We start from the raw sequence: 24,355 nt of genomic DNA, 5'->3' as shown, positions 1-24,355 counted from the left end.
GCGCCTCAGGCGAGCGCCCGCCGAAGCACCCGGTTCACCCACACCGCGTCGAGCGCGGGCACCTCCTCGAGGCGCGACACCCCTTCGAGGCGCCCCAACCACTCCCGATCATCCACCAGCGCTGGGGCGGGTAACAGCAACTGCGCCCCCTTTGCATTGATCGACTTCACGAGGCTCGCCACCTCGCGCCGGGCATCAGGCCGGGCATCCGACAGGGCATCGAAGAACACGAAATCGTCTGCGGTGATGCCCCGCAGCGCATCGAAGGCACCCTGAACCGTGAAACTGACCTGCCGCTCACGAAGAAGAGCCGACAGTCTCCGCAGATTCGCCTCATCGAACGCAATGGTGCGCGGGCTGAACAGTGCAGAGCGAAACCCGTCCGGCGACGCGGCCTCACCCCCTCCCTGAGCTGCGCCACAGAGATACACGAACCTGGCAGCCGACTCGACGTCACCACCCGACTGGCTCTGGCGAAGTTCGGCGAAGTAATGCGCACTGCTTCGGCCCACATGCTGGGCTACTCGTTCGACCAGCCCGCTGACGTCGGTTTCTGTGACTCGCCAGACATTCACGCGTTCGGCGTCATCGCTCGACAGCCTGAAGGCGGCCTCGGGCCGGGCCTGCATCACCGCGACGGCCGCCGCGCCGCTCGTCAGCGCCGGATCGACGAAGTCCCCGAAATACTCCGGCACCGCGGCGGCCACCGATTCGGCCAACCGTCGGCGCCCACCACTCCATAAGTACGGCGGATGAATGCGGTTCTTCGTCTGTCTCATCGCTCCCCCAGCCTACGTTCGCGGGCTGCGGTTGAGGGGCCGACGGTGTGTCTGGTGACCTGACGCACCGTTCCCTTACAGTCGGTCAGGCCGAGGCGACCCTGTACATGGGCGGTCAGAATGGAAAGACGGCCTACAAGGCCGTCGGAGGCCGCGTCAGGGGCCGCGAAGCGAGGCGCTGGCGCAGCGAGCTGAGGTGGGGTTCAACATTGAAACCCTGCCGCGCCACCCAAGCGGCGTCGTAGTACGTGTCGGAGTAGCGGTCGGCCCCGTCGCAGAGCAGTGTGACAATGCTGCCCCGCTCGCCAGCGGCGACCATTCCGCGGGCGAGCTCGAGAGCAAGCACCAGATTGGTACCCGTCGACGGCCCCGGTGCCCTGCCGAGATTCTCTGTAACCACGTGCATACCGGCGATCGACGCGGCGTCGGGGATGGTTTTCACCAGGTCGATCACGTGGGGCAGGAACGACAACTCGACCCGCGGGCGCCCGATACCCTCGATGCGCGAACCGGCGGCCACGATATCCCGGCGACCCGTACGCCACAAGGATTCGAAGGCCGAACCCTCGGGGTCCCCCACGGCGACTCGCGTCGCGGTGCCCGCATATCGGGCGTAGCGGGCGATGGTGGCCGAAGTTCCCCCGGTGCCTGCGCCAGCGACAATCCAGGCCGGTTCGAGGTAGCGCTCACCCTCCATCTGTTCGAAGATCGAGCGCGCGATGTTGTTGTTTCCGCGCCAGTCGGTCGCCACCGCGGCATTCGCGAACTGGTCGAGATAGTACCCGCCGGCCTCGGTTGCGATGCGCTCGGCCGTGGCGTAAACCTCTCCCGCCGTGGCCACCATGACGCACGTTCCTCCGTACCCCTCGATGAGTTCGACCTTGCGCCGGCTCGTTGAGGCGGCCATGACGGCAACAAATGGCAGCCCGAGCAGGCGAGCGAAATAGGCCTCCGACACTGCGGTCGAGCCGCTCGACGCCTCGACAACGGTTGTACCTTCGTGAATGCGGCCGCCGACGAGCCCATAAATGAACAGCGACTTGGCCAAGCGGTGCTTCAGCGACCCGGTCGGATGCGTCGACTCGTCTTTGAAGTACAGGTCAACACCCCAGTCACGCGGCAGGGGGAAGCGCAGCAAGTGCGTGTCGGCGCTGCGGGTACTGTCTGCGGCGAGCTCTTTCACAGCACGGGTGATCCATTGGCGATCTCCTGTCATACCCGTCAGTATCGCAGGCGCGCGACCGCACGCACCTCCCGAGCGTCGGAGCCGGCGCAACCCTGTCCGGCGGTCAGACGACTGCAAGCACGATGAACTGGTAACTACATCAGGGTTGTAGTGGTCGACCTGAGAAGATTTCCCCTTTTCGGCAGTTGTTGCAAGTTTCGCAACAGTTGCGCCTCCCGAGGAGTGCGGCCACAGACTGATGCCGTGCAATCGGGATGTCACGTATATACGCGTGCCCGCGGCTGAGGCAGAGAAACAAAAAAAGTGACTCACCGCCAGGTGAGCCACTTCGATTGGTGGGACTGTTCTCCTCCCATGCAAACGAACTGCGGAAGGTCCGCCGACACCTTCTCACCAAGCCCGCCGTTACACGAACGCAGGCGACCGGCGGTCGTCAACGCAAGGCACAACCACGATTCTCGGACGAAAAGGTCGGCCAGGTTATCGCGGCATACAAATTGGGCAAGACAGTCTATGAACTTGCGGCCGAGTACAACTGTCATAGGGTGACGATCAGTGCTGTTCTGAAGCGGCAAGGCGTTGCCCTCAGACGCACTTCGCCGACGCCTGAACAGATCGACGAGATGGTTCGCCTATACGAGGACGGGTATTCACTTGCCAGAGTGGGCGATCGCCTCGGAGTCAACGCGACCACGGTTCTCAGTCGACTGAGAGAGCGAGGCATAGTCATGCGCGACCCTCATGGCAACAAGGTGGACGCTCAAGCGCGGGATTGCTCCGTGTCATGACTTGCCGTCGTTGACCATCTTGAGGTTTTGAAGCTCGGTCCAGTGCTGCTCCAGGCCGGTGAGGGTAGGGCTGACGCCCAGCGTCACAAGCGGTTGGGAATGGCCATCAATGTACCGACAGGCAACCTCGAATATCTCGGTTACCTTAGGACCAATCTCGTCGAGTTTGCTGCCGTCGATGCTCGGGAGGGTGGTCATCTGAACGTTCGCGCGGTAGCGCTTGGTGACACCCTTCAGCAGCTCTTCTTCGGTGAAAACTTCGCACCACGCCCGAATATGGCTGTATGCCATCCGCACAAGCGCATCTCGTACTTCACCCTCCTGGGCTTTCGCATTTTGAATCGCAGCATTAATTCGCCCTCGGATTGCGCTTAGCGAGTCCGTGCGCAAACCAGTTGCTCGGGTGACCTGTCCTTTGCCACTTTCGTCCGTGATTTGGAACAGGGAGCAGCGCTTCGACTTCTCCGAAAGATTGAGGAGCGTCGTGGCGAAAAGGATGTCGTGGGTGAAAACGATGACCTGGATATCGTCGGCCAATCGAGCAATCCGCTGAGCCACCTCGTTGACGCGACGGTGGTCGAGGCTGGATACCGGATCATCGAAGATCACCGGCGCAGTAATGCCCGCAAGCCGCGCCTCAGCCAAGAAGTCAGCAAGGGCCAGTACTTTCTGTTCACCTTCAGATAGCACCTTCGACGGTTTGTGCTTACCAGTCATAACTTTCCGACGCTGGGCCTTGCCGTCGCGGCCGACGAACTGCAGCTTCATCGGTGGTGCCCGGAGCGCCTCGCACTCCTCAATGAACAGTGCGTCGAAGCTCAGGTTGATCAGTTGATTGCTGGCGGTCTTGGAGAGTTCCGTGACCGCTCTGGCCATTTGCGGCATCGGTTTCTTGAGAGTTCGCAGACGGTCCGCTTCCTTGGCACTCTTGACCTGAGTTTCGATCAGCGGCCATGACTTACCGAGTTCGACGGCGTCCTTGAACTCCAGCAGCTCTGTCTGCTTCTCATCGAGCACCTTCACCCGATTCTGTTGCTGGTTCTCCAGATCGGTGATGCTCGCGCCAGCAGCATTCAGGGCGCTGGCGACCGCGCCCTTCGCCGAGTTGACCAGATCTACGATCTTGATGTCGGCTGACTCACTATCGGTGAGGGCAGCGGCGACCGCGCTCCGTGTGGCTTCAATCGTCTCGACCTGTGCGAAGTACGTTGGCCGGTTGGCTTCGTCGGAGTCTTTGTACTCCTCGATGAACGCGGCCATCTCATTGCTTTGGATACTGGCAATCTGATGCCTGAAAGCGGTCAGCGCACCGTCGGTTGTGCGGATGTCCTCCGAAATCTTGTCTTCTAGGTAGGTCGAGTAGCGCGTGAGAAGATCTCGCGCGGGGTCGAGCAAGGGCTGGCGACAGTAAAGGCACCGATCCGCATCGTGTACTCCAAGATCGACAAGGTGCTGACGATAGGCTTCGCCTCCCTCAATGAAGTCGTTCCATGTGTCGTCGGGGTCAGCGGGCAGATCAGCAACGGCGAAGAGTTCGCTTCGAAAGGTCTCGTAATCAGTTGCGAGTTGTGTCCGCTTGGCAAGAGCTGCGTTGTAGGCCGTCTGGTCGAAGGCGGACAGGGCGTCTGCTGCAGCCACGGCCTGGGTCAAGACACGCTGCTGGCTCTTGAGCGCCGTAATCTGTGTGCCCATCGTATTGGCGCGTAAAGCCGCTACCGCTTGGGTCAGCGAGTCGAGTTCCGTGTTGACAGTTTCACCCGCCTTGACCTTCGATTTGAGATCAACAAGAGCGGAGGACGCGCCGAGCGTCTCGATGAGCGGATAGACGGTGGATCCGCGTTGGAACCGTGAGAGCAGACTTGGGCTCCCGGAGCCGATATTGGTAATAGCTGAGTCAACCTGACCTGTGACCGCCTGGATCGCTGCGGTGACGTGTTTGAACAACGCCAACGCGGCCGGAACGTAAACGTAGTCAAGGTCTTCATCGACGTGCGTCGTGACAGCGGGGCTATCGAAGATCGACATTCTCGTGAATGGTGAAACACCTCGGTCACCGGCCCAGGCAAGGGTCTGCGCTTGGTCGCCAAGTGTGAACTCGAGCTTTGCGCTCTGCACCTCGACGGCGTCCGCTTCGATATCTCCGAGGATCGTGTCGGCAGTGCGGCTGTTCGCGAGCGCCTTGAAGACGCGAGAGTAACCGGTCTTGCCGGTGCCGTTCTCGCCGTACAAAATCGTCAAGCCCTCGTGAGGCTCGATCACCGACCCAGACACCAGCGCATTGATGCCGTGAACCTCGGAGAGCCGAGTCAGGGTCAGCGGCGGCGCTGACTCGTCCTGACGGGCTTCGACGTTGAGCTGAGGGACGACTGGCAGTTCTCGCTTGTCGAGGGCCTTTTCCTGGCGAAATAGCTGATACGCCTTCTCGATCGTTGACTCGCCAACAGGACGCGCGGTCGCAATAACCTCAGCTACGAGTAGGCGCACCCACTCATCCTTGGCATTCGCCCAGTCAGCGAGCAGTGCCCTCGGGTCGAGAAGCTCAGCAACCTCTGGCTCCGCGAATTCGGATTCGCCGTCGGGGTCGACGGTGGTCATAGTCACTTCATCGCTCATGTCGTGTTTCGTCACTCACTTTTTGTCGACTGTCTCTTGAATTTTGGATATCCGGAGGGCACCAAGCAACTTCGCGTGTAGAGAGGTGAGCACCGCGACACCTGCAGCACTGGGCGTAGAGCGCTGGTTCTCGACCAGCCAGTTGGCAACCGCAACCTTGGACGGAGCCTTCAAGCCCTCGTCGTTAATCCAGCCATACATCCACTTCGCAACTGAGCCGCCATCTACGACGGGAATAGGCGGCACCTCGGGCAGGTCGCTCACGGCGATGCCCGGATTGCATTCCGGCAGCAGTGCGGAGATAGCTGCGCGATAGTCTTCCGGGGCAAGGAGGTTCTCGATCTCCGGCACACCGAGATCCGCGATAAGACTCTCTGGAACACCAGCGTCCGTGAGCGCCGCCTTCAACTTCGCTCCACCATCGTCGCCGTCGACCATGTATGCAACATGAGCAGCTTCGAGATCAAGCTTCGGCAGGAAGTCATTCGGCACTTCCGACAGCCCTGGTGCCACTTGGTAAGGCAAATCATTCTCGCCGGTCGCAGCTCGTATCAATGTCGGCAGAAGGATCATTTCGGTCGCGCCCTCAGCCAACACGACGAAACGTGCTGGGGTGAAGGCTGCTGCCGCCGCTCCCATCGCAAGCATGAGCGGCGAGAAACCCGCCCCGCTCTGCCAAAAACTGTTCCTGACGTCGCTGACTTGAAAATTATCCTCACGCGGTACGACCACGCGAATTCCAGTACCAAGGTCAGGTGGCAGACAGGCCGGACTGTGTGTCGTGTAGATCACTTTGACCGCATGCTCCTGCGTGACGAACATATTCACCAAGTCGGCCTGCGCGTCGATATGAAGGTGATTCTCCGCCTCGTCGATGAGCAGGATGGGCAAGCGATCAGAACCATGCACCTTCAGAAATGCAATCAATGCGACGAACATGCGTAGGCCCGCGCTTCGCTCATCGAAGACCGTGACGTTGTCACCATCCTCCATCAACTCGATACGCAGTTGGTCACCGTCGAGTTCGAAGTGAACAGACAGATTCGATTGCTTCCATGCCCCGTCAAAAATTGTGTCCATGCGACTGTTGGCCTGCACGATTGCCGATCGTCGACGGGCAATGTCTCCCGTCCGCACAAAATGAAGAAGCTGGGTGAGATCGAGCGATGCAGTACCGGCCAGATTCTCGAGCGCATCTGGCGGATCGTTAACGAGTGCATCGTCGAACGTATAAGCAGACTGAATCGAGCGGTCCGCCTCATCGAACATAATGAAGTCAGGCGTGCGCTGCCAGAGCCGATCGCGTGCTTCCGCAGCGGGATCTTCTCGCTCCGCCCAGACGATGATCGAGCCGTATGCAGCGCGGAGCCGTTCCGAGTCCGCTTCGTCGTTGACCGTTGCCGTTTGTAGCGACCGCGTAGTCTCGATCATCTCCTCAGTGAGAGCGCTCCCTGGTTCAGCGATGGCGGCATCGATCGCTTCGAGAAGCGCCTGAAGTTCTTTCCGATAGTCGCGCGGTGCGTCCGACTCCGGGTCGGCGTATGTCGTGTTGAGATCGATCCACTCGTCGAGAGACTTGTCTATGAGTGACGCCTTCAATCGTTCGGCCGCTTCCTGGAGCGGCCGAACTGACTTCACCGGCCGAGGGGATAGGTCGACGATGAGATTGCCCCCGGCAGCCGATCGTGCGATTGAGGCACGAGTAGGCGGCCTGAGTAGGTCAAGATCGGCGAGTGCGTCCTTGTCGGCGTCCTCGATGACGTAGTCGAAAGTGGTGACACGGGTCTGATCAGACACCTCCGCAGCGCGTGAGCGCTGAGGCACCGGCACGGCCTCGTTACTATCGACATGTCCGAGCGCCCTCAGGAGCGTCGTCTTCCCGGCTTCGTTCGGACCAACGATCGCGATGACCTTGGCATCGAGGTTGATTTTGGAATCGACGATGCGGCCATAACCACGGATGTGGGCGGAGATGAGTCTCATTATTCTCGGCCTCCCGTCGAACTGAGTCCTAAGAACCGTTCAAAGAAGGCTCCGAGCTTCTGGATCACGCGCTGCTTCTTCTCACCGTGGCCGCCGTCTGCGGAGAAGCGTGAGACTGGCGGAAGCACCTTCGTGATCGCGGTTCCGCTGGTGCGGATCTGACCATCGCGGAACGCGGTCTCGACGAAGACGCGGGTCTCGTCGGGGCGGAGGTTCTCGTCGGTGATGATTGTCTCGAGTTCGGCTTCGCGCTTTGCTGCGATGAAGGTTCGCCATTCCTGGTCGATCTCGCCGTCGACCGAGATGTTGTCGACGAAGTCTTCGATGAGGTCTTTCTTGTTGCGCAGGCTCGGACTGGAATCGACGGCGCGAGAAATCTCGGCACGAATCTCCTTGTCGTCGCCGTCGCCGCGTTCGTCGCGGTACTTCTGCACGAGCATGAGGATGTAGTCGACGTTGATCTCGACCTGCTTGATCAACTCAATCTCAAAGACGATGTCGTCGTTGATCTGTTCCTTATCGCTATCCGTACCCTTGCGGAACTCGGCGTACATGTCGAGATAGATACTCCGATAGTCCTGCGCCTGACGGTCAGACAGAATCTCGTTGCCGGTGAACTCATCGAACGAGGTCAAAATGTTCTGCAGGCGCAGGATCGCACCGAGCAGTTGGATGAACTCCTTCTGCGCGGCCTCTCCGATAATCGGCTGTCCGAGGGGGAAGGCAGCAAGAAGATCCGCGACCTTCTCGGCGTAGTCGTTGTAGTACTCGCCGTATGGCTTGAGCAGCACAACGCCCTGAGCGTTCTTGTTGCCGAACAAGGCAATGGCATCGTTCGTGGCGTCTTCGAGGTCACGGAAACTCACGATGTTGCCGTACGTCTTGACCGAGTTCAGGATGCGGTTCGTTCGTGAATACGCTTGGACCAGCCCGTGTGCGCGCAGGTTTTTGTCGACGAAGAGCGTACTAAGCGTGGTCGCGTCGAAGCCGGTGAGGAACATGTTTACCACGATGACCAGGTCGATGTCCCTGGTTTTTAGCCGCAGCGAGAGGTCTTTGTAATAGTTCTGGAACTTGTCGGCCGACGTATCGTAGCTTGTGCCGAACATGCCGTTATAGTCCTGGATCGCGTCTTCCAGAAACGAACGAGCATCCATGCTCAGCGCCCCGGTATCGAAGCCTTCCTCGTCCAGCGCCCCGTCTTCAACGGCATCATTCGCTCCGTAGGAATAGATCAGCCCGACCTTCAGCTTGCGGTCAGAAGGAAGCTGTTCCTGCAGGAGCTGGAAGTGGTTGTAGTACACCCGGGCGGCCTCGATGGACGCGGTCGCGAACAGCGCGTTGAACCCGCGCACCCGCTTGTCACCGAGAGTGTAGTGCTGGGCACGCTTGGTCTTCTGATCGAAGTGCTCCAACGTGTACGCCACGATCTGGCTGATCCGCTCCGGCGCGAGCAGCGCCTTCTCGGTGTCGATCGACGAGACCTGCTTGTCGACGACGTTGCCAACCTTGACCGTGTTGACATAGTCGATACGGAAGGGCAGCACGTTCTTATCGCTGATCGCATCCACGATCGTGTACGTGTGCAGCTTCTGCCCGAAAGCCTGCTCGGTGGTCTTCAACTGCGGGTTGCCACCGCTGCCAGAGTTGGCCGCGAAGATCGGTGTGCCGGTGAAGCCGAACAGGTTGTACCGCTTGAACGCCTTCGTGATCGCGGTGTGCATGTCACCGAACTGCGAACGATGACACTCGTCGAAGATGATCACAACATGACCGTCGTAAATCGCGTGACCCTTGTTCGCGCCAATGAACGTCGACAGCTTCTGGATCGTCGTGATGATGATCCGTGCACCCGGGTCTTCAAGTTGCTTCTTCAGTACCGCGGTGGAGGTGTTCGAGTTCGCCGCACCCTTCTCGAACCGGTCGTACTCCCGCATCGTCTGGTAGTCGAGGTCCTTACGGTCGACAACGAACAGCACCTTGTCAACGCTCGGAAGCTTCGACGCCAGCTGGGCGGCCTTGAACGACGTCAGTGTCTTACCCGACCCGGTCGTATGCCACACGTACCCGCCCGCGGCGACACTGCCGAGCTGCCTGTAATTGGTGGAGATGTCGATCTTCGACAGAATCCGCTCGGTACCGACGATCTGATACGGACGCATCACCAGCAACATCTTGTCGGCCGTGAGCACGCAGTACTTCGTCAGAATGTTGAGCAGCGAATGCTTGGCGAAGAACGTCTTCGCGAACGCGGCGAGATCCGTGATCGGCTTATTCTGCGCGTCAGCCCACCACGACGTGAACTCGAACGAGTTCGACGTCTTGCGCACACGCTTCGACCCAGCCGCCTCACTGAGATGCTGACGACGGGTGGTGTTGGAGTAGTACTTCGTCAGCGTGCCGTTGCTGATCACGAAAAGCTGCACATACTCGAACAGGCCAGAACCCGCCCAGAAGCTGTCGCGTTGGTAGCGGTCGATCTGGTTGAACGCCTCGCGAATGTCGACACCGCGACGCTTCAACTCGATGTGCACCATCGGCAGACCGTTCACCAGCACCGTCACGTCGTAGCGGTTCGAGCGGGCAGCACCACGCTGTACTTCACTTCCGTCGCCCTGGTCAATCGTGTACTGATTGATGACCTGCAAACGGTTGTTGTGAATGTTCTGCTTATCGATCAGCAGGATGTTCTTCGTCGAACCGTCATCGCGCTTGAGTAGCTGAACGTGGTCCTCTTGGATGCGCACGGTTTTCTCGACAATGCCATCGTTTGCCCCAGCGACTCGCTCGGCGAAAAACTGCGCCCACTCAGCATCCGAGAACGTAAGCCCGTTCAGCGCCTCGAGCTGAGTGCGGAGGTTCGCCACAATCTGCGCTTCCGAAGTGATCGGAAGGTATTCGTACGCCTGCGACTGAAGCAGACGAATCAGTTCGCGCTCAAGATTAGCCTCCGACTGATACGCCGCCTCAGCCTTCGCATCGGGCACATACTCAGCGACAACCGTGCTCTCGTTCGACACAGCGATCGGATCATATTTGCGGAAAGTCACGTCGCTCATGCCGTAGCCTCCTCGAAAGTGAGCAGCTTGTCACGGTAGTACTCATACTGCTTACGGCGAGCAGCGAGCTCAGCTGGCAAACCAATGCTGATGTCGTTCACGAGAGCATCGAACTTATCGAGCAGTTCAACCGCTCGTGCTTGCGCATCCTTCGTCGGCACCGGAACCTCAACCGAGCGCACGATCTCAGCGTTCAGGTTCTTGACCGTGCCCGCGCCTGCGCGACGCGCGAATTCTTCTTGTATAGGTGCTGAGCGCAGCAGGTAATACAAGTAGTCAGAAATGAACGAATCTTCGAATTCGCTTATCGCAAGCCAACCGTCATGAATATAGCCATCAATCTTCGAAATGTACGGTCTGCCGAAGCTCATTGAGTTGGAGAGCACAAAATCACCTGGCTGGACGCGACGCGACTTCGCGGCACCTTCCGGTGTGACACGTTGTCCGGTCTGCGTAATGTACTTTCCGCGCGCAGGGACATCTCCAATCTTGATCCAAGGAACACCGTCAGGACTCTCGGTAATGAATTTCTGAATAGGGCGAGGGGACGCACCTCGAACGATCCGTGCCACGTCGCCGAACCTCGCTCGGGGGACATGCTGATCGCTGGAGAGAAGTGCACCGGCGTAGTGCTCGTATTGGCGACGGCGGGCTTCCAGCTCCGCTTCCAGCTCCGCTTCCAGCTGAGTGAACTGATCCAGGATTCTCACGATTTCCCGCTGAACCTCGAGAGGCGGCACGGGTATTCGGAGTTTTAGAAAGTCTTCTCGATGAAGCCTCTTGTGACTATTAGTGCTGCCCGTAACTGTTCCTGAGAGGAGGCTCATCTTCGTCAGGACGAAGTGATACATGTACCGCAGTTCCAGGACGCGCTGGTCCGGCTCAATTGGATAGAACTCCGGCGAGCAATACGAGTTCAGTGGAATGAATTCAAGCGGCCAGACACGTGGAATATGTGGGTTTAGTTTTGCCACAAGAACGCAAGGGCCTCCAAGTCGGGTCTTAGCGGAGCCAACTTCGATCCCTACTAGCTTCTCTGGCGACTTACTCTGATCAAACGAGGGAAGACTGAAGACAGTTACAGTCTCGTCCCCCATTGCGGAGGGTTGGACGTTGCGGCCAAAGATCGCAGCGACCTCCCCTAATAGCAAATGCGGCACACCCTCGGGCGCAAGTTCCGCTATCAACTCTTCAAGGCGGCTCACCTGGTGCCCTCCAGATCGGCGACGATCTCGTCGATTGAGGTGCGGAGTTCCGTTTGCCGGGCGACGATGCGAGTGATATCCGCATTCAACCTGGTGATGTCAACAGCCACTCGGGTGTCTTCCGCCACCACGTATGACGACACTGCGATGTTGTAGCCGTTGGCCGCAATGCTCTCGTTTGACACGAGCTTGGCGAAGTATTCGGCATCTTCGCGCACGGTGAAGGCGTCGAGGATTTTCTGCTGGTTCTCGTCGGCAAGCTTGTTCTTGTTGCCGGTACGGGTGAACTCGGCCGAGGCGTCGATGAATAGCACCGCGTTGTCGTTCTTGGATTTCTTGAGCACGACGATGCAGGTCGCGATTGTGGTACCGAAGAACAGGTCGGGTGGCAGCTGGATGACGGCATCCACGTAGTTGTTGTCGATGAGGTACTTGCGAATCTTCTGCTCCGCTCCCCCGCGGTACAGCACGCCAGGGAACTCGACGATCGCGGCAGTGCCGTTGACGGCCAGCCACGACAGAATGTGCATCGTGAAGGCGAGGTCGGCCTTCGACTTTGGCGCGAGCACACCGGCAGGGGCGAAACGTGGGTCGTTGATCATCAGAGGGTTCGCGTCGCCGTCCCACTTGATCGAGTACGGCGGGTTAGACACGATCGCCTCGAACGGTTCGTCGTCCCAGTGCGCCGGATCGGTGAGGGTGTCGCCGTGGGCGAGGTTGAACTTCTCGTAGTTCACGTCGTGCAAGAACATATTGATGCGGGCAAGGTTGTAGGTGGTCAGGTTGATTTCCTGGCCGTAGAAGCCCTGCCGCACATTGCCCTTGCCGAGCACTTTGTCGAACTTCAGCAGTAGCGATCCGGAGCCGACGGCGGGGTCGTAGACCTTATTCACCTGGGTCTTGCCGACCACGGTAATGCGGGCAAGGAGTTCAGAGACTTCTTGGGGCGTGTAGTACTCTCCACCCGATTTGCCTGCGCTCGAGGCATACATCTGCATCAGGTACTCATACGCATCGCCGAACAAATCGATGGTGTTCTGGTCGAAGTTGCCGAGTGGAAGGTCGCCGATCGCGTCCAGCAGTTTGACGAGCTTTTCGTTGCGCTTGGCCACGGTACTGCCGAGCTTCGAGCTGTTGACGTCGAGGTCATCAAACAGCCCCTTGAGGTCGTCTTCGCTGTCGCTACCGACGGCGGAGCCTTCAATGTTTTTGAAGACCCGAGCGAGTGTCTCGTTGAGGTTCGCGTCTTGTTCTCCGTGAGTCCGAACATTGTCGAAGAGTTCGGAGGGGAGGATGTAGAAGCCCTTTTCCTCGACGGTTTCCTTGCGGCCGAACTCGGCCTGAGCATCCTGCAAGGTCGAGTAGTTGAAGTTCTGGTCGCCGGCCTTATGCTCGCCCGCGTTGATGTATGAGGTCAGGTTTTCGGAGATAAAACGGTAGAAAAGCATGCCGAGGACATAGGACTTGAAGTCCCATCCATCGACCGAGCCACGAAGGTCATTCGCGATGCGCCAGATAGTTTTGTGAAGCTCAGCGCGCTGGCCTTCTTTGGTGGTCGGTGCCATATCTCGTCTCCTGCGCGTCGGCGCGCGGTTAAGTTGTGCTCAGTTCAGATCTCACGGTACCGGTCCCCACAGACTCGCGTAGGGCGCCGCGCCAGGCGTGAGCCCTTGATGGTGATGCAGTCGGGAGCATGAGGTGCTTCGACCAGGGACTGCAATCTGGCTTAATTATCGCATGATCAGGTGTTTTCGAGAAGACCTCGAAACTGCGATCAGGCGTCCCAGTTCCAGGCGAAGCCGTTGAACAGTCCGCCGTGGACATCCCGAAGAGTCATCGTGGCGGTGCTCTTGGTGTCGAGTTGGACGCGGTTGTATTCGTTGGCGGTGTGCGGACGGGCGTAGGGACTGGCTCCCTCGAATTTCCAGATGCTGCAAGGGTGTTCGCCGACGAATCCGATGCGGAGGGTGAACAGGAGTGACCTGTGATGAAGTGCCCGGCTTCCGAGCGTCATTGGCGTCGGCTCGCTACCGTCCTCTGGCGGGGTGATGCGAAAGCGCAAGTCGAACCGTTCTTGGTCTTGCATCGGCTCTACTGCGGTGCGGTCAGTGTTGAGGTGCCAGAAGTGGTCGTTCCATCCCGCGCCGTCTACGTCGCGGCTGTTGACCTTGAATGCGCCTGTGCTGCTGGGTGTCACGGTTCCGGGGTAGGACCTGCCGATGGTGACGTAGTCGAGCTCGCCCGCCATGTTGACGAACGTGTAGTGCTCGTAGGTGGCCTGCCAGCGCCGGTCTTCAACGACGATGAGAGTGCTGGTTTCTTCGTAGATGAGGCCGCCGTGCATCTCGGGTACGTCGAGGACCAATGGTGCCTGGGCGTAGCGGCCGGTTACGAGCCGGGAATGGAGTGCCTTTAGTGCCGCGGCTTCTCGTGTCCGCACCGTGTCGACGCCGCGGCCAAGCTTCGCACCATGAAACTCTCGTCGCGTCATCAACTCGGTGATGTTCTCGGTCTCGGGAGTGAGCGCGAAGACATCGAGTAGAAGGTCGGCTTGCTCAACCGGCAGAGTGTGGATGGCGGAGACGAATCGGTGCCGGAGGCGTTCAAAACTATCCTCCAGGGAGCCGCGGAGGACTTCGTCGACGATCCCTACCTGGCTGAGGCGGCGCTGAATGAAGCCCTCCCGTTTCGTCAACCAGGTCAACTGCTGGTGAAGGGTCGCGACGTCGTCCTCGTCCAGCCTCATGACTTGACCCCTGTGCCTTGCATAGTGTTTCCAAGTTTATTCCGAGTTTCAAGCACACCGCGGCCTGGTTCTTATGGTCGAAGTACCCCGGAAATCCGGGGTACTTCTCTTCAACCGGAAGGACCCAACTCATGTCCAATAACCAAGTGGTGCCGCTGTTCGGCGGGCACACGACCCAGCAGGGTCAGAAGATCAACGGCGGCCTCGCCCGTCAAACCAAACGGGAAGTGGAAACACTCGCGGCCAACACGGAGATCGCGGCGGTGCGTGAGCAGGCGTACGCGTTCCTGGCATCGCAGGCACTCACGAACGTGACAACGCTCGTGCTGCAGGCCGAAGCGCAGATGAAGGTTGCCCCGGCGGGTGCGCAGTTCTATGAAGCGATCATCGCCGGGTACGCGATCGGGGCCGGTCAGCGCATCGGTCGGGGCCTGTGATGGACGTCCTTCAGGCGGTCGCGGGAGTAATCAGCATCATTCTCTTGGGGGTCGTTGCAGCTTTTTTGACCTGGTTCGTCATCGAGGTGCTGTGGGCGGAATACGAGGCCTGGCGGGAGCGCCGCCGCGCACGAATTGAGGCGGAACTAGATGCGACGTCAGAACGGTTGCGGCGGACGATCTTGTCGCTGGCGGAGGATCTTGCGTCCGACCGCGACGAAGCATCCAAGGCACTGACGAGGGCGATGTTCCTGACTACCGGTCACCACGACGAGCCCCGCTCGTAGCTCTCCCAAAGCGGGGCGTGTTGCGTATTCGACAACAACGCCTCTCGGTGCACGCCCCGGTGAGGCCCTGCCTCGGTCACCGCGGTGTCCGATCGGCTCGAGGAGTGCTCCTGCGGCATCTTCGCGAAACAGCGGCCGGGGTGCGTAATAGTCGCTGACACCGCCCCGGGCCGTCCATGCCGATGGGCCAGCCAACAAATTTCTTCACCTCCCGAAAGGAGAACACCGTATGAGTATCCACACCAACCACAATCACCCAGATAGAACGCCGCTGCCCGGCACCTTCCGTGCCGCGCTGTGTGATCCACCGTGGTCGCTGCAGCAGAAAGGCGACCTCGGCGCTGCCAACCATTACGAACTTATGACCGATGAACGCATCCTCGGGATGGGCGACGCCATGAAAGAAATCATGGCCGAGAACTCGTTCTGCTTCCTCTGGGTCACAACTGCGACCGTGCCGCTGGGCATCAAGGTTCTCGAGGCCTGGGGGTTCCGGTACACCAGCTTCTACTTCTGGGCGAAACCCCGCCTGATGCTGGGGAACACCTTCCGCAACTCCGGCGAACTGCTGCTGCTCGGGGTGCGGGGCAAGGGGACGAAGGTCGCGTTCAAAGGCCAACCGAACTGGGGCATGCACGCCCTGCAAGCCCACAGTCGTAAGCCCGAGGAAACCCATCTGATCGCGGAAAGACTGGTCGGCGGAGACGGGCCGTTCCTGGAATTGTTTGCAAGGCGCTCTGCTCCATCAAGCAAGCACTGGGATATCTGGGGCAATGAATGCGACGCGACTGTGTCGCTCGCGAAATGGGGCTACCCCGTGCCCGCCGACAACATCCCCGCACACGCACCGGCGACGGTACACGAGACACAGGCGTGAGGGGTGTGAAGCATGCCGGACAACAGCGGGCCGCGATCGCTCGCGGAGAGATTCTGGAAAACCTGCCTCCTCATCTTCGGCGGCGTCATCCTCTTGGTTCTCACCATCGAGCTTCTGAAGGCGGTCTGGTGGATCCTCGCGATCGCCGCCGTTGTCATCGCCGTGATCTGGGTCACCGTGTGGTGGTGGCGACGCCGGAACACCTGGCTCTGACGACGCAGAAAGGGGGTGCCCAATGAAACGGAACGTAAGTCGCGCTTCGGGCCGACACCGCCTCACTCCTGTCTGGGCGAAGGAGCTCGACCGGGAGGCTTTCGCGCGCACGTTGTTGTTGCTAGCAATGCATCTTGACGAACAGGACCGTATGCCTCATAAGAATCAGCAGAACCCGGCCGAGGGCACTGCCGGGCAGAAAGGTGGTGGGCATGATGATCACGAATAACCGCGAGGAGTGGGAGTGGCGCGAGCTGACCTGGCCTGACACGCTCACCCCCGACCAGGTCCGAAACGCGCTCGAGCAGGTCGCAGCCTCGGGTGCTCTCGGACCCGTCGTACTTGAGACCCGTGCGACGAAGGCGGGCCTGCGGTGGCTGATCGCCGCACGCCCCGCGCGTATCGAGAACACCATCACCGTCTTGGCTGCGCACCTCGCCATTCGAGCACACATGCCGCGCCGTGTTCGGAAACCGGTGGGGCATACAGCGGAGCTCCGAGTCAGCGGGACGGATCTCAGTCTCGACCCGGCAAGGATCACCGCAAGCATCCGGGGCCTATACGGCGCACTGTCGCGACTTCGTGATGGCGAGGAGGTCGTGCTGCAACTCCTCCTAGGCAGACGGCACACGCCGCCGGTGCGGCCGCGTGAACCCCTTCACGCGTGGCTGAAGGTTCTCGCGATCCCTCCGTCGAAGCCCACTCCAGCATCAATACGTAAGCATCGAGATGAGCAGCACGGGTTCTCGATGAGCGTGCGCATCGGAGCCAGCGGCGTCGACACTGCCCGTGCCCGCCAGATGGTCGGCGACATCGTCGGAGCCCTTCGAGTGTTGGAAACTTCTGGTTCCCGCATCCGTGCCGTCACTGGCAGTCCCGTTCATCTCAACCAGGGTGCACTTCCGTGGCGGTGGCCGCTGGTGCTCACCAGCGGCCAGATCTTGAGTTTCACCGGCTGGCCCATCGGAGAGCCGCCACTACCGCTTCTTGGCGGCATTCACCCGAGGCAGTTGCCACCACCGATCGCTCTGCTGCACACCGACCGGGTGATCGGAACAGCCAGCGCGCCCGGGCACAATGAAAAGGTCGGCATCTCCATCCGCGACGCCGCATTCCACACGCATCTGCTCGGCCCGACAGGGTCGGCGAAGTCCACTGTCATGCTGAACCTCATCACTGCCGACATACACGCCGGGCGGGGAGTACTCGTCCTCGACCCCAAGGGCGACCTGGCCGACCGTGTCCTCGCTCACGTGCCGAAAAACCGCGAACACGACATTGTCGTCATCGACCCGACCAACGCTGCCCCAGTGGGATTCAACCCTCTCCGCGGCACACTCAGCCACGCTTCGGTCACGGCCGACACGTTGCTGGCAACATTCGAGTCGGTGTTCTCCAAGCACTGGGGAATCCGCTCCGCCGACATCTACACCGCCGTGTTCAACACCCTCGCCCAAGTAGACGGCGCAAATCTCCTCTGGATACCGCCGCTTTTGACGAACCCCGCGTTCCGGCGGAAGATCCTGGCAGGCATTGACGACCCGATCGGGCTCGGTGGGTTCTGGGCGCAGTACGACCAGAAAACCCCGGCGCAACAAGCGGAAGAGATCGGACCCGTTCTCAATAAGCTTCGCCAGCTCATCCTCAGGCCAGGTCTGCGTGCGGTGCTCGGTCAATCCGAACCGACCTTCGATCTCACCGATCTGTTCACGAATCGGCGCATCATCATCGTGAACCTCAACAAAGGCCTCCTCGGCGCTGACGCCGCCCGGCTACTCGGCACGCTCCTGATCGGGCAGCTCTGGACGAGAATCCTTGCCCGGCAACGTGACGGACTGACACACCGCCACATCGTCAGCATCTACATCGATGAGGCCGCCGACTTCATCGCGGGCCTGCCTGGCGACTTATCCGATGCACTCGCGCAAGCCCGTTCGCTGGGAGCGGCGTTCACGCTCGCTAACCAGTATCTGAAGCAGTTCAGCCCGGCCATGCAAGCAGCCATAGAAACGAACACGCGCAGCAAAATCTACTTCGGTCTCGGTGGCACAGACGCCTCCACAATCGCGAAGCACACGCCCGGCCTCGACACTCAGGACTTCCTGCTGCTGCCGAAGTACCACGCGTACGCCAACGTCATGCAGCACGGACAAAGCACCGGATGGATGTCCATCGCCACCTCGCCACCACCACCCGCAACCGGCGACCCAGCCGCGATCTATGCTGCCAGCCACGAACGCTACGGCGTGCCCGCAGCAGAGACAGAGCAGCAGATTCGCGCGCTCATCGCCCCAACCACACCCGACTACACCGACCCGGACGACGGCCCCATCGGGAGAACACCACGATGAGTGGCAGCCAGAACAAGAGACGAATCGACAGACGAATCGCTCGACTGAACGTCACCGCCGTGGCCCGGTGTGTGGCCGAACAGCAGTGGATACCGGACGTGACTGACCCCATCCCTTGGGATCACCCCAGCCAGCTATCTCCGACAGGTGCACGCCCATGACCATGGCGTTGAACTATCCCGCCCATCGGACGTTGCTGCAGTTGCTCCTTGAGCTTCGATTCGCAACGACAGACCAGCTGGCACGCCTGACAGCAGGTGAGTACGGCAGCAGACGTTCCGCGGTCCGACAAACCACCAGGCATCTGACAACACTGGAAAACCGAGGGCTGCTGCTTCACCTCGAGCGACGTGTTGGAGGCTGGCAGGGTGGTTCCGCCCCGACGATCTGGGCGCTGACAACCAGTGGCCACCGGGCCATCACCGAGCAGGGCGGGGGAAGGCAGCGACCGCAACTGATCTCGACCACGTTCCTCGAACACCTCCTCGCGATCGCCGAGTCACGCATCGTCGCCGTCGAGACGGTCAGGACGATCCCCGGGGCGGGCCTCACGGTACACACCGAGCCCGCCTGCTGGAGGGGCTACCTCGGCCCCCACGGACAGACGCTCACACTCCGACCCGACCTGCACCTGATCGTAGGAGCCAGCACGTACACCGACAGCTACTTCGTGGAAGTTGACCGCGCCACCGAGAACCCTGCCCGTGTCATCGCTACCTGCTGGCAATACGTGCAGTACAGGCGCACCGGCGCAGAGCAGAAGGCGCACGGCGTGTTCCCGGCGGTGTTGTGGATCGTCCCCACCGAGAAACGACGCGAACAACTGCGACAGCACATCAGCACGGCGGAACTGCCCGCGAGCATGTTCCACGTACTCACGCTGACCGACCTCCCCGACATCATCCGTGACGGGCCGCCTCTCACACCTCAGAACAACTACACCAGAAAAGGAGAACAACCCCATGGAAAATGAACACATTAATTACCCAGACAGTGACGACGAAAACAGAACAACATCGCCGCCCACCCCGGAGCTGCGAGCCCCGCCACAGCCCGAATCACGGCAGGAAGCACGACTCCTCGAATGCCTCCGCACGGAGCACGGTGCGGCATTCGACGTCTACCTCGAACACATCTGGAACGGCATCGAATCGATCACGGATATGGAAGCCGACTTCAACAACCTGCACTGGGCATCCTTCGAGAAAGTCGAGCAATTCGTCGATGACTTCATCGACAGCCTCGGCTGGGGCGACGCCCGCGACCACGCGCTACGCGAGTGGGCAATCCCGAACAACATCCTCGTCTTCGACCGGCGCGCATTCCTCGATCACATCCGCAACGACTTCGAGTTTCACGAACGAGACGGCGAGACCCATGTCTTCGTCAAATAACGCCCACCCCGACGGAGAGTCGCCGACTATGGACAACGCCGCCGAGCCAGACGATTTCGCACTGGACTCTTCTGGGCAAGAGAGCATCAATGGGATCATGCCCACAATTCCACCCACCTCCAGCCCGCCAACCGTCGTCGACCCGTTCGCAGCGCAGACGCAGTCATTTACCCCCAAGCGCGCCGTGTCGTATCTGCGGGTGTCCACCCGTGAGCAGGCCGAGCGAGGCGGAAGAGAGGAAGGGTTCTCCATCCCTGCACAGCGAGACGCGAACAAGAAGAAGGCCCAAAGCATCGGCGCGATGGTCGTCAAAGAATTCGTCGAACGCGGCGTCTCCGGCACGTCCACGAATCGGCCCGCCCTGCAAGAAATGCTGCGCTACCTCGAAGACGAGCAGAGCAGCGTCGACTACGTCATCGTCCACAAGCTCGACCGCCTCGCCCGCAACCGCGCCGACGACGTCAGCTTGAACCAACGGTTCAACGAGTACGACATCCGCCTCATCTCAACCAGCGAGAACATCGACCAAACACCGGGCGGAATGCTGCTGCACGGGATCATGTCATCGATCGCTGAGTTCTACTCCCGAAACCTCGCCAACGAGGTCATCAAAGGAATGAACGAGAAAGTGAAGAACGGCGGCTCCGTCAGCCGGGCACCCATCGGCTACCTCAACACCCGCGTACTCGAGAACGGTCGAGAGAACCGCACCGTCGCCATCGACGAGCACCGCTCGCCACTGATCACCTGGGCGTTCAACGCCTACGCAACGGGTCAGCACTCCGTCCGCACCGTTACTGCCGAACTCGTCCGCCGCGGCCTCACCACAGTCCCGACACCACGACTGGCCGAGAAGCCCGTCGAGATCCGCCACGTCCACTCGATACTCACCAACGCGTACTACACCGGCATCACCACATTCAAGGGCATCGAGTACCCCGGCAGCCACACGCCGATCATCGATAAAGAAACCTTCGAGAAGGTTCAGACGATTCTGAAGGAGAAGATCAACGGGGAACGGTCGATCAAGCATGATCACTACCTGAAATCGAGTCTCTACTGCGGGCACTGCGGCTTCCGAATGGTGGTGCAAGTGGTCAAGAACAGGCACGGCGAAACGTACCCGTACTACTCCTGCCTCGGCAGGCACTCCAAACGCACCGACTGCACCCTCCGCTCCATCCAGATCGACCACGTCGAAGAGCTCATCCAAAATCTTTACGACCGCGTCAGCCTCGCCCCTGATTTCAGGAACGATCTCGAACAATTACTCCGCCACGGATTGAAGACACTGCGCGCTGACACCGACGCCGAGAGGGAACAGCTCGAAGCGACCAAGCAGACCATCGAACGCCGCCAGCGCAAACTCCTCGAAGCGCACTACAACGACGCCATCAACATCGACATGCTCCGCACCGAACAGAAACGCCTCGACACCGAACTCGCCTCCACAACCCGGAGCCTCAGCACGCTCAACGCCGACCTCACCGAAGCCGACGAACTCGTGCGCATCGCACTCGATATTGCCCAGCACGCAGGAAACACCTACCGGCAAGCACCCGAGCATGTCCGCCGAATGCTCAACCAGCTGCTCTTCGACAAACTCCTCGTCACAGTCGACAGCGACGAACAACATCACGTCGATGCGACCTACGCAACGCCATTCGACGTCATCTACAGCGCCGAAACACGAACCCTCGTGCGGGAAGCCCGCCAATCACAGAACGCAGCCCACCCCGAGAACACCGGGCAAACAAAAGAGCCCGCCGGAACCGGCGGGCTCTTTCTGGACATACTGTCCAATAATCTCATTGCTCTTGTCGAGGGTTCGAGTAAGAGCATTCTGGTGGAGCTGAGGGGATTCGAACCCCTGACCCCCTGCATGCCATGCAGGTGCGCTACCAACTGCGCCACAGCCCCGAAATTTCGAACTATTCGCTCGAAACAACTTGCTCAGACTACTACATGCCGGGCGCCGCCGCGAAACCACGAGGCGCTCTGGCTGACTGCCGTGGGGACGGCAGCCCAGAGCATCCGGACCTGGCTGTCAGCCCACCGAGATGGTGAGCGGAACGACCGGGCAGTCCTTCCAGAGGCGCTCGAGCGAGTAGTACATGCGGTCTTCGTCGTGGAAGACGTGCACGACGACGTCGCCGAAGTCGAGCAGCACCCAACGGCCCTCAGAGAGGCCCTCGCGGCGCAGGAGCTTCACGCCGTGTTCGAGGAGCTTGTCGATGACCTCTTCGGCGATGGCTCGAACCTGGGGTTCGTTGCGACCGGAGGCGAGCAGGAAGACGTCGGTCAGGGGCAGGGGGCCGGAGACGTCGAGCGCGACGATGTTCTCGGCCTGCTTTGCGTCGGCCGCCGCTGCGGCGATCTGGGTGAGTTCTAGGGAACGAGGTGTTGCAGTCACGAAGTGTGGGTTACCAAACGGTTAGAAGATGTGAAAAACAAAGGCAGCGAGCAGGAGGCCGATGACCCCGATTGCAAGCACACCGGCCGTCACCGCGAGAATGACGGGTGCGTTGACCCGGCTTCTCTTGGGCGGGGCGACCAGTCCGGAACTGGACCCATGAGTACTGATGGCGCGTGTTGCGCTCACCGGAGCGACATCGGAACCGATTTCGCTGTCATGGTCGAGAAATGCGTCGAGTTCGGCTGATTCGAGGCCGTCGGCCGGTGCAGCACCCGTCGAGCCGAGGCTCATGGGCAGGTCGATCGAACCCGTGATGATGACTTCGCCGGTCTCATCGAGCGCTGTTCCCACGTCGCCGTGGTTCGGCACCGAGGGGAGAACGAGCGCGCTGGTGCTCAACACGCTGTTCGATGAACCGACACCGCGGGCGCCGATCAGATCGTCGAAGGATGCTGGAGCCAAGTCAGTGCGAACGACTTCGCGCTCGACCGGAGTCTGGAACAGCGGAGCCAGGATCGGCGCCTCGGGGCTCTCATCGATGGTGATGATGTGAACGGCGTCGGGGCTCGGCGTGTCGTCGATCTCGGCGAGTTCGTCTTCTTCGGCGGCCGCGAGTTCAGGAGCCACGGCCTCGTCGATGACCAGCAACTCTTCGACGACGGGTTCTACGACCTCGACGACGTCGACGTTCTCCGAGCCGGGAGCTTCTTCTACGCCTGATGCCGCCGTCGCGCTGCGGTCGGCCCAGATGTTGCCCACGCCGAACGTGCTGGTGTCGACCCCGTCTGACGCATGCTCGTCTTCGTGGATGAGTTCGGCGATGATCGGGCCCGTTGCCGGCGCCGCTTCAGTCTCTGGTGCCGTTTCGCTGTCTGCAGCCGCGGCTGGAGTCGCGTAGGGATGATCGGCCGAGAGTGCGCGGCGGGCGCGCCTGCTCAGAATGGGCATCGCGGTCGTTGCAGCAAGGGCCGCGCCGGGCTGCACGTCATCGTCACCCTCGTCGACCTCACTGGAGTCGCCTGCGACGTCGACCGGGGCTGGCTCGGCACCGGGGTCGGGTTCAGCCAGCGGTTCTTCAGCTGACGCAGCAGGCTGAACGTCAGCAGGCTCAGCGTCGACGACCGGTTCGACCTCAGGTGCGTCTTCAGCAGCTTCGCGCACAGCCGGCGCTGCGATCACGGCACGGGCAGCTTCTTCTTCGAAGGCCAGTCGTTCGCGGTCGGCTTCGGCAGCAGCCTCAGCCCGTCGCTGGGCCTCAGCCTCTTCGGCGGCCTTCGCTTCTTCTTTTTGCTGCTTACGCGGCTTCTGACGCTCGAGGTCACGGAGCTGCCGCCTGGTCAGCGGTTGCTCGTCGTGAGGCACAGTCATTCAACACTCCGATATAGGTGATGCTTGGTGATGTACTGAACTACACCGTCGGGTACCAAGTACCACACTGGGAATCCCCGGCCTACCCGCCCACGACAGTCGGTTGACGAAATCGCGAGCGCCGGAACTTCCAAATAGCTTACGTCCTGGCGCGGCAAAGCGGAAATGGCGAGGGTGTGACCCGGCCGCGAAACCGCAACGAAGTGCGCGAGCGACCAGAGTTCGACAGCGTCTTTCCAGCCGAGAATCTGCGCAATGGCGTCGGCCCCCGAGATGAAGAACAGGTCGGCATCGGGGTTCGCGGCCTTCAGGTCACGCAGTGTATCGATCGTGTAGGTGGGCCCGCCGCGATCGATGTCGACCCGGCTCACGGTGAAACGCGGGTTGGATGCTGTGGCGATCACCGTCATGAGATAGCGGTGCTCAGCCTCTGTCACATCGGTCTTCTGCCAGGGCTGGCCCGTTGGCACGAAGAGCACGGTGTCGAGGTCGAAGAACTGCGCCACTTCACTCGCGGCGACGAGGTGACCGTGGTGGATCGGGTCGAATGTGCCGCCCATGATGCCGATCCGCGGCCGCCGCGGCTGCCCGTCGAGCACCGGCGTCATTGCCGTCATGCGCTGGTGACCCGTCGTCTCGGCGACATGGCTCTT

19 protein-coding genes, 1 tRNA gene and 1 pseudogene are annotated in these 24,355 nt (G+C 60.6%); 8 read left to right on the top strand and 13 right to left on the bottom strand.

Annotation, left to right across the window (positions count from 1 at the left end):
- Positions 1–5: 5 nt before the first annotated feature.
- The 8 genes from KPL76_RS09270 to KPL76_RS09235 all read right to left on the bottom strand — a co-directional run bounded on the left by KPL76_RS09270 (position 6) and on the right by KPL76_RS09235 (position 14,359).
- A complete protein-coding gene (locus KPL76_RS09270) occupies positions 6–779 on the bottom strand; it encodes a hypothetical protein (RefSeq protein ID WP_216332585.1) in 774 nt (257 codons plus the stop codon).
- Positions 780–912: 133 nt separating this feature from the next.
- Complete coding sequence (locus KPL76_RS09265; protein ID WP_216332583.1) at positions 913–1,995, bottom strand: PLP-dependent cysteine synthase family protein; 1,083 nt, start codon at positions 1,993–1,995, stop codon at positions 913–915.
- 752 nt (positions 1,996–2,747) lie between these two features.
- The gene (locus tag KPL76_RS09260) at positions 2,748–5,381 is read right to left on the bottom strand and encodes an AAA family ATPase (RefSeq protein ID WP_253201972.1); all 2,634 of its coding nucleotides are present in this window, start codon (positions 5,379–5,381) and stop codon (positions 2,748–2,750) included.
- On the bottom strand, positions 5,382–7,349 hold the full coding sequence (locus KPL76_RS09255) for an AAA family ATPase (protein ID WP_216332581.1): 1,968 nt from the start codon (positions 7,347–7,349) through the stop codon (positions 5,382–5,384).
- A complete protein-coding gene (locus KPL76_RS09250) occupies positions 7,349–10,408 on the bottom strand; it encodes a type I restriction endonuclease subunit R (RefSeq protein WP_216332579.1) in 3,060 nt (1,019 codons plus the stop codon). The genes KPL76_RS09255 and KPL76_RS09250 overlap by 1 nt, the downstream gene beginning before the upstream one ends.
- Positions 10,405–11,613 (bottom strand): restriction endonuclease subunit S, encoded by a 1,209-nt coding sequence (locus KPL76_RS09245; RefSeq protein ID WP_216332577.1) that lies wholly within the window; start codon positions 11,611–11,613, stop codon positions 10,405–10,407. Before KPL76_RS09245 ends, KPL76_RS09250 begins: the two co-directional genes overlap by 4 nt.
- A complete protein-coding gene (locus tag KPL76_RS09240; RefSeq protein WP_216332575.1) occupies positions 11,610–13,178 on the bottom strand; it encodes a type I restriction-modification system subunit M in 1,569 nt (522 codons plus the stop codon). The genes KPL76_RS09245 and KPL76_RS09240 overlap by 4 nt, the downstream gene beginning before the upstream one ends.
- Before the next feature lie 209 nt (positions 13,179–13,387).
- Positions 13,388–14,359 (bottom strand): hypothetical protein, encoded by a 972-nt coding sequence (locus tag KPL76_RS09235; protein ID WP_216332573.1) that lies wholly within the window; start codon positions 14,357–14,359, stop codon positions 13,388–13,390.
- A gap of 131 nt (positions 14,360–14,490) precedes the next feature.
- Between KPL76_RS09235 and KPL76_RS09230 the strand changes: the two genes are divergently transcribed.
- The 8 genes and pseudogenes from KPL76_RS09230 to KPL76_RS14985 form a co-directional block, all read left to right on the top strand.
- Positions 14,491–14,796, top strand: a complete 306-nt coding sequence (locus tag KPL76_RS09230) for a hypothetical protein (protein ID WP_216332571.1) — start codon at positions 14,491–14,493, stop codon at positions 14,794–14,796.
- Complete coding sequence (locus tag KPL76_RS09225; protein ID WP_216332569.1) at positions 14,796–15,083, top strand: hypothetical protein; 288 nt, start codon at positions 14,796–14,798, stop codon at positions 15,081–15,083. The genes KPL76_RS09230 and KPL76_RS09225 overlap by 1 nt, the downstream gene beginning before the upstream one ends.
- Before the next feature lie 229 nt (positions 15,084–15,312).
- Complete coding sequence (locus KPL76_RS09220; protein ID WP_216332567.1) at positions 15,313–15,960, top strand: MT-A70 family methyltransferase; 648 nt, start codon at positions 15,313–15,315, stop codon at positions 15,958–15,960.
- Positions 15,961–15,972: 12 nt separating this feature from the next.
- The gene (locus KPL76_RS09215) at positions 15,973–16,173 is read left to right on the top strand and encodes a hypothetical protein (RefSeq protein WP_216332565.1); all 201 of its coding nucleotides are present in this window, start codon (positions 15,973–15,975) and stop codon (positions 16,171–16,173) included.
- A gap of 212 nt (positions 16,174–16,385) precedes the next feature.
- The gene (locus KPL76_RS09210) at positions 16,386–18,524 is read left to right on the top strand and encodes a type IV secretory system conjugative DNA transfer family protein (protein ID WP_216332563.1); all 2,139 of its coding nucleotides are present in this window, start codon (positions 16,386–16,388) and stop codon (positions 18,522–18,524) included.
- Between the two features lie 157 nt (positions 18,525–18,681).
- Positions 18,682–19,497, top strand: coding sequence for a replication-relaxation family protein (locus tag KPL76_RS09205; protein WP_216332561.1), 816 nt, complete (start codon positions 18,682–18,684; stop codon positions 19,495–19,497).
- Positions 19,487–19,918 carry a hypothetical protein gene (locus tag KPL76_RS09200; RefSeq protein WP_216332559.1) on the top strand — a complete coding sequence of 144 codons (432 nt, stop codon included), beginning with the start codon at positions 19,487–19,489 and terminating at the stop codon, positions 19,916–19,918. Before KPL76_RS09205 ends, KPL76_RS09200 begins: the two co-directional genes overlap by 11 nt.
- Positions 19,902–21,071, top strand: a pseudogene (locus KPL76_RS14985) (recombinase family protein); the annotation flags it as partial. The gene KPL76_RS09200 and the pseudogene KPL76_RS14985, both read left to right, overlap by 17 nt.
- Before the next feature lie 114 nt (positions 21,072–21,185).
- On the opposite strand, the gene KPL76_RS09180 reads toward KPL76_RS14985, so the two are convergent.
- The 5 genes from KPL76_RS09180 to nadD form a co-directional block, all read right to left on the bottom strand.
- Entirely contained in the window at positions 21,186–21,554 is a 369-nt protein-coding gene (locus KPL76_RS09180) for a hypothetical protein (protein ID WP_216332555.1), read from the bottom strand.
- Between the two features lie 208 nt (positions 21,555–21,762).
- Positions 21,763–21,838, bottom strand: a tRNA-Ala gene (locus KPL76_RS09175).
- A 127-nt stretch (positions 21,839–21,965) separates the two neighbouring features.
- Positions 21,966–22,331: a ribosome silencing factor gene (gene rsfS / locus KPL76_RS09170; protein WP_216332553.1), complete on the bottom strand. Its 366-nt coding sequence runs from the start codon at positions 22,329–22,331 to the stop codon at positions 21,966–21,968.
- Between the two features lie 21 nt (positions 22,332–22,352).
- A complete protein-coding gene (locus tag KPL76_RS09165) occupies positions 22,353–23,702 on the bottom strand; it encodes a hypothetical protein (RefSeq protein WP_216332551.1) in 1,350 nt (449 codons plus the stop codon).
- Positions 23,699–24,310: a nicotinate-nucleotide adenylyltransferase gene (gene nadD / locus KPL76_RS09160; RefSeq protein WP_216336285.1), complete on the bottom strand. Its 612-nt coding sequence runs from the start codon at positions 24,308–24,310 to the stop codon at positions 23,699–23,701. Before nadD ends, KPL76_RS09165 begins: the two co-directional genes overlap by 4 nt.
- Positions 24,311–24,355 lie beyond the last annotated feature (45 nt).

Source organism: Subtercola sp. PAMC28395, from assembly GCF_018889995.1.
Classification (GTDB): Bacteria; Actinomycetota; Actinomycetes; order Actinomycetales; family Microbacteriaceae; genus Subtercola.
Note: the sequence above shows the minus strand (reverse complement) of the source record. Positions and strands in the feature narration are given on the sequence as shown.

Excerpts from the sequence above, each read along its gene's own strand:
- KPL76_RS09220 (WP_216332567.1), top strand. The coding sequence starts at position 15,313 with ATGAGTATCCACACCAACCACAATCACCCAGATAGAACGCCGCTGCCC.
- KPL76_RS09235 (WP_216332573.1), bottom strand. The coding sequence starts at position 14,359 with ATGAGGCTGGACGAGGACGACGTCGCGACCCTTCACCAGCAGTTGACC.
- KPL76_RS09255 (WP_216332581.1), bottom strand. The coding sequence starts at position 7,349 with ATGAGACTCATCTCCGCCCACATCCGTGGTTATGGCCGCATCGTCGAT.
- KPL76_RS09165 (WP_216332551.1), bottom strand. The coding sequence starts at position 23,702 with ATGACTGTGCCTCACGACGAGCAACCGCTGACCAGGCGGCAGCTCCGT.
- KPL76_RS09210 (WP_216332563.1), top strand. The coding sequence starts at position 16,386 with ATGATGATCACGAATAACCGCGAGGAGTGGGAGTGGCGCGAGCTGACC.
- KPL76_RS09200 (WP_216332559.1), top strand. The coding sequence starts at position 19,487 with ATGGAAAATGAACACATTAATTACCCAGACAGTGACGACGAAAACAGA.
- KPL76_RS09250 (WP_216332579.1), bottom strand. The coding sequence starts at position 10,408 with ATGAGCGACGTGACTTTCCGCAAATATGATCCGATCGCTGTGTCGAAC.
- KPL76_RS09240 (WP_216332575.1), bottom strand. The coding sequence starts at position 13,178 with ATGGCACCGACCACCAAAGAAGGCCAGCGCGCTGAGCTTCACAAAACT.
- KPL76_RS09265 (WP_216332583.1), bottom strand. The coding sequence starts at position 1,995 with ATGACAGGAGATCGCCAATGGATCACCCGTGCTGTGAAAGAGCTCGCC.
- KPL76_RS09180 (WP_216332555.1), bottom strand. The coding sequence starts at position 21,554 with ATGTTGTTCGTCGCTGTCGACTGTGACGAGGAGTTTGTCGAAGAGCAG.
- KPL76_RS09225 (WP_216332569.1), top strand. The coding sequence starts at position 14,796 with ATGGACGTCCTTCAGGCGGTCGCGGGAGTAATCAGCATCATTCTCTTG.
- KPL76_RS09230 (WP_216332571.1), top strand. The coding sequence starts at position 14,491 with ATGTCCAATAACCAAGTGGTGCCGCTGTTCGGCGGGCACACGACCCAG.
- KPL76_RS09215 (WP_216332565.1), top strand. The coding sequence starts at position 15,973 with ATGCCGGACAACAGCGGGCCGCGATCGCTCGCGGAGAGATTCTGGAAA.
- KPL76_RS09205 (WP_216332561.1), top strand. The coding sequence starts at position 18,682 with ATGACCATGGCGTTGAACTATCCCGCCCATCGGACGTTGCTGCAGTTG.
- KPL76_RS09270 (WP_216332585.1), bottom strand. The coding sequence starts at position 779 with ATGAGACAGACGAAGAACCGCATTCATCCGCCGTACTTATGGAGTGGT.
- nadD (WP_216336285.1), bottom strand. The coding sequence starts at position 24,310 with ATGACGCCGGTGCTCGACGGGCAGCCGCGGCGGCCGCGGATCGGCATC.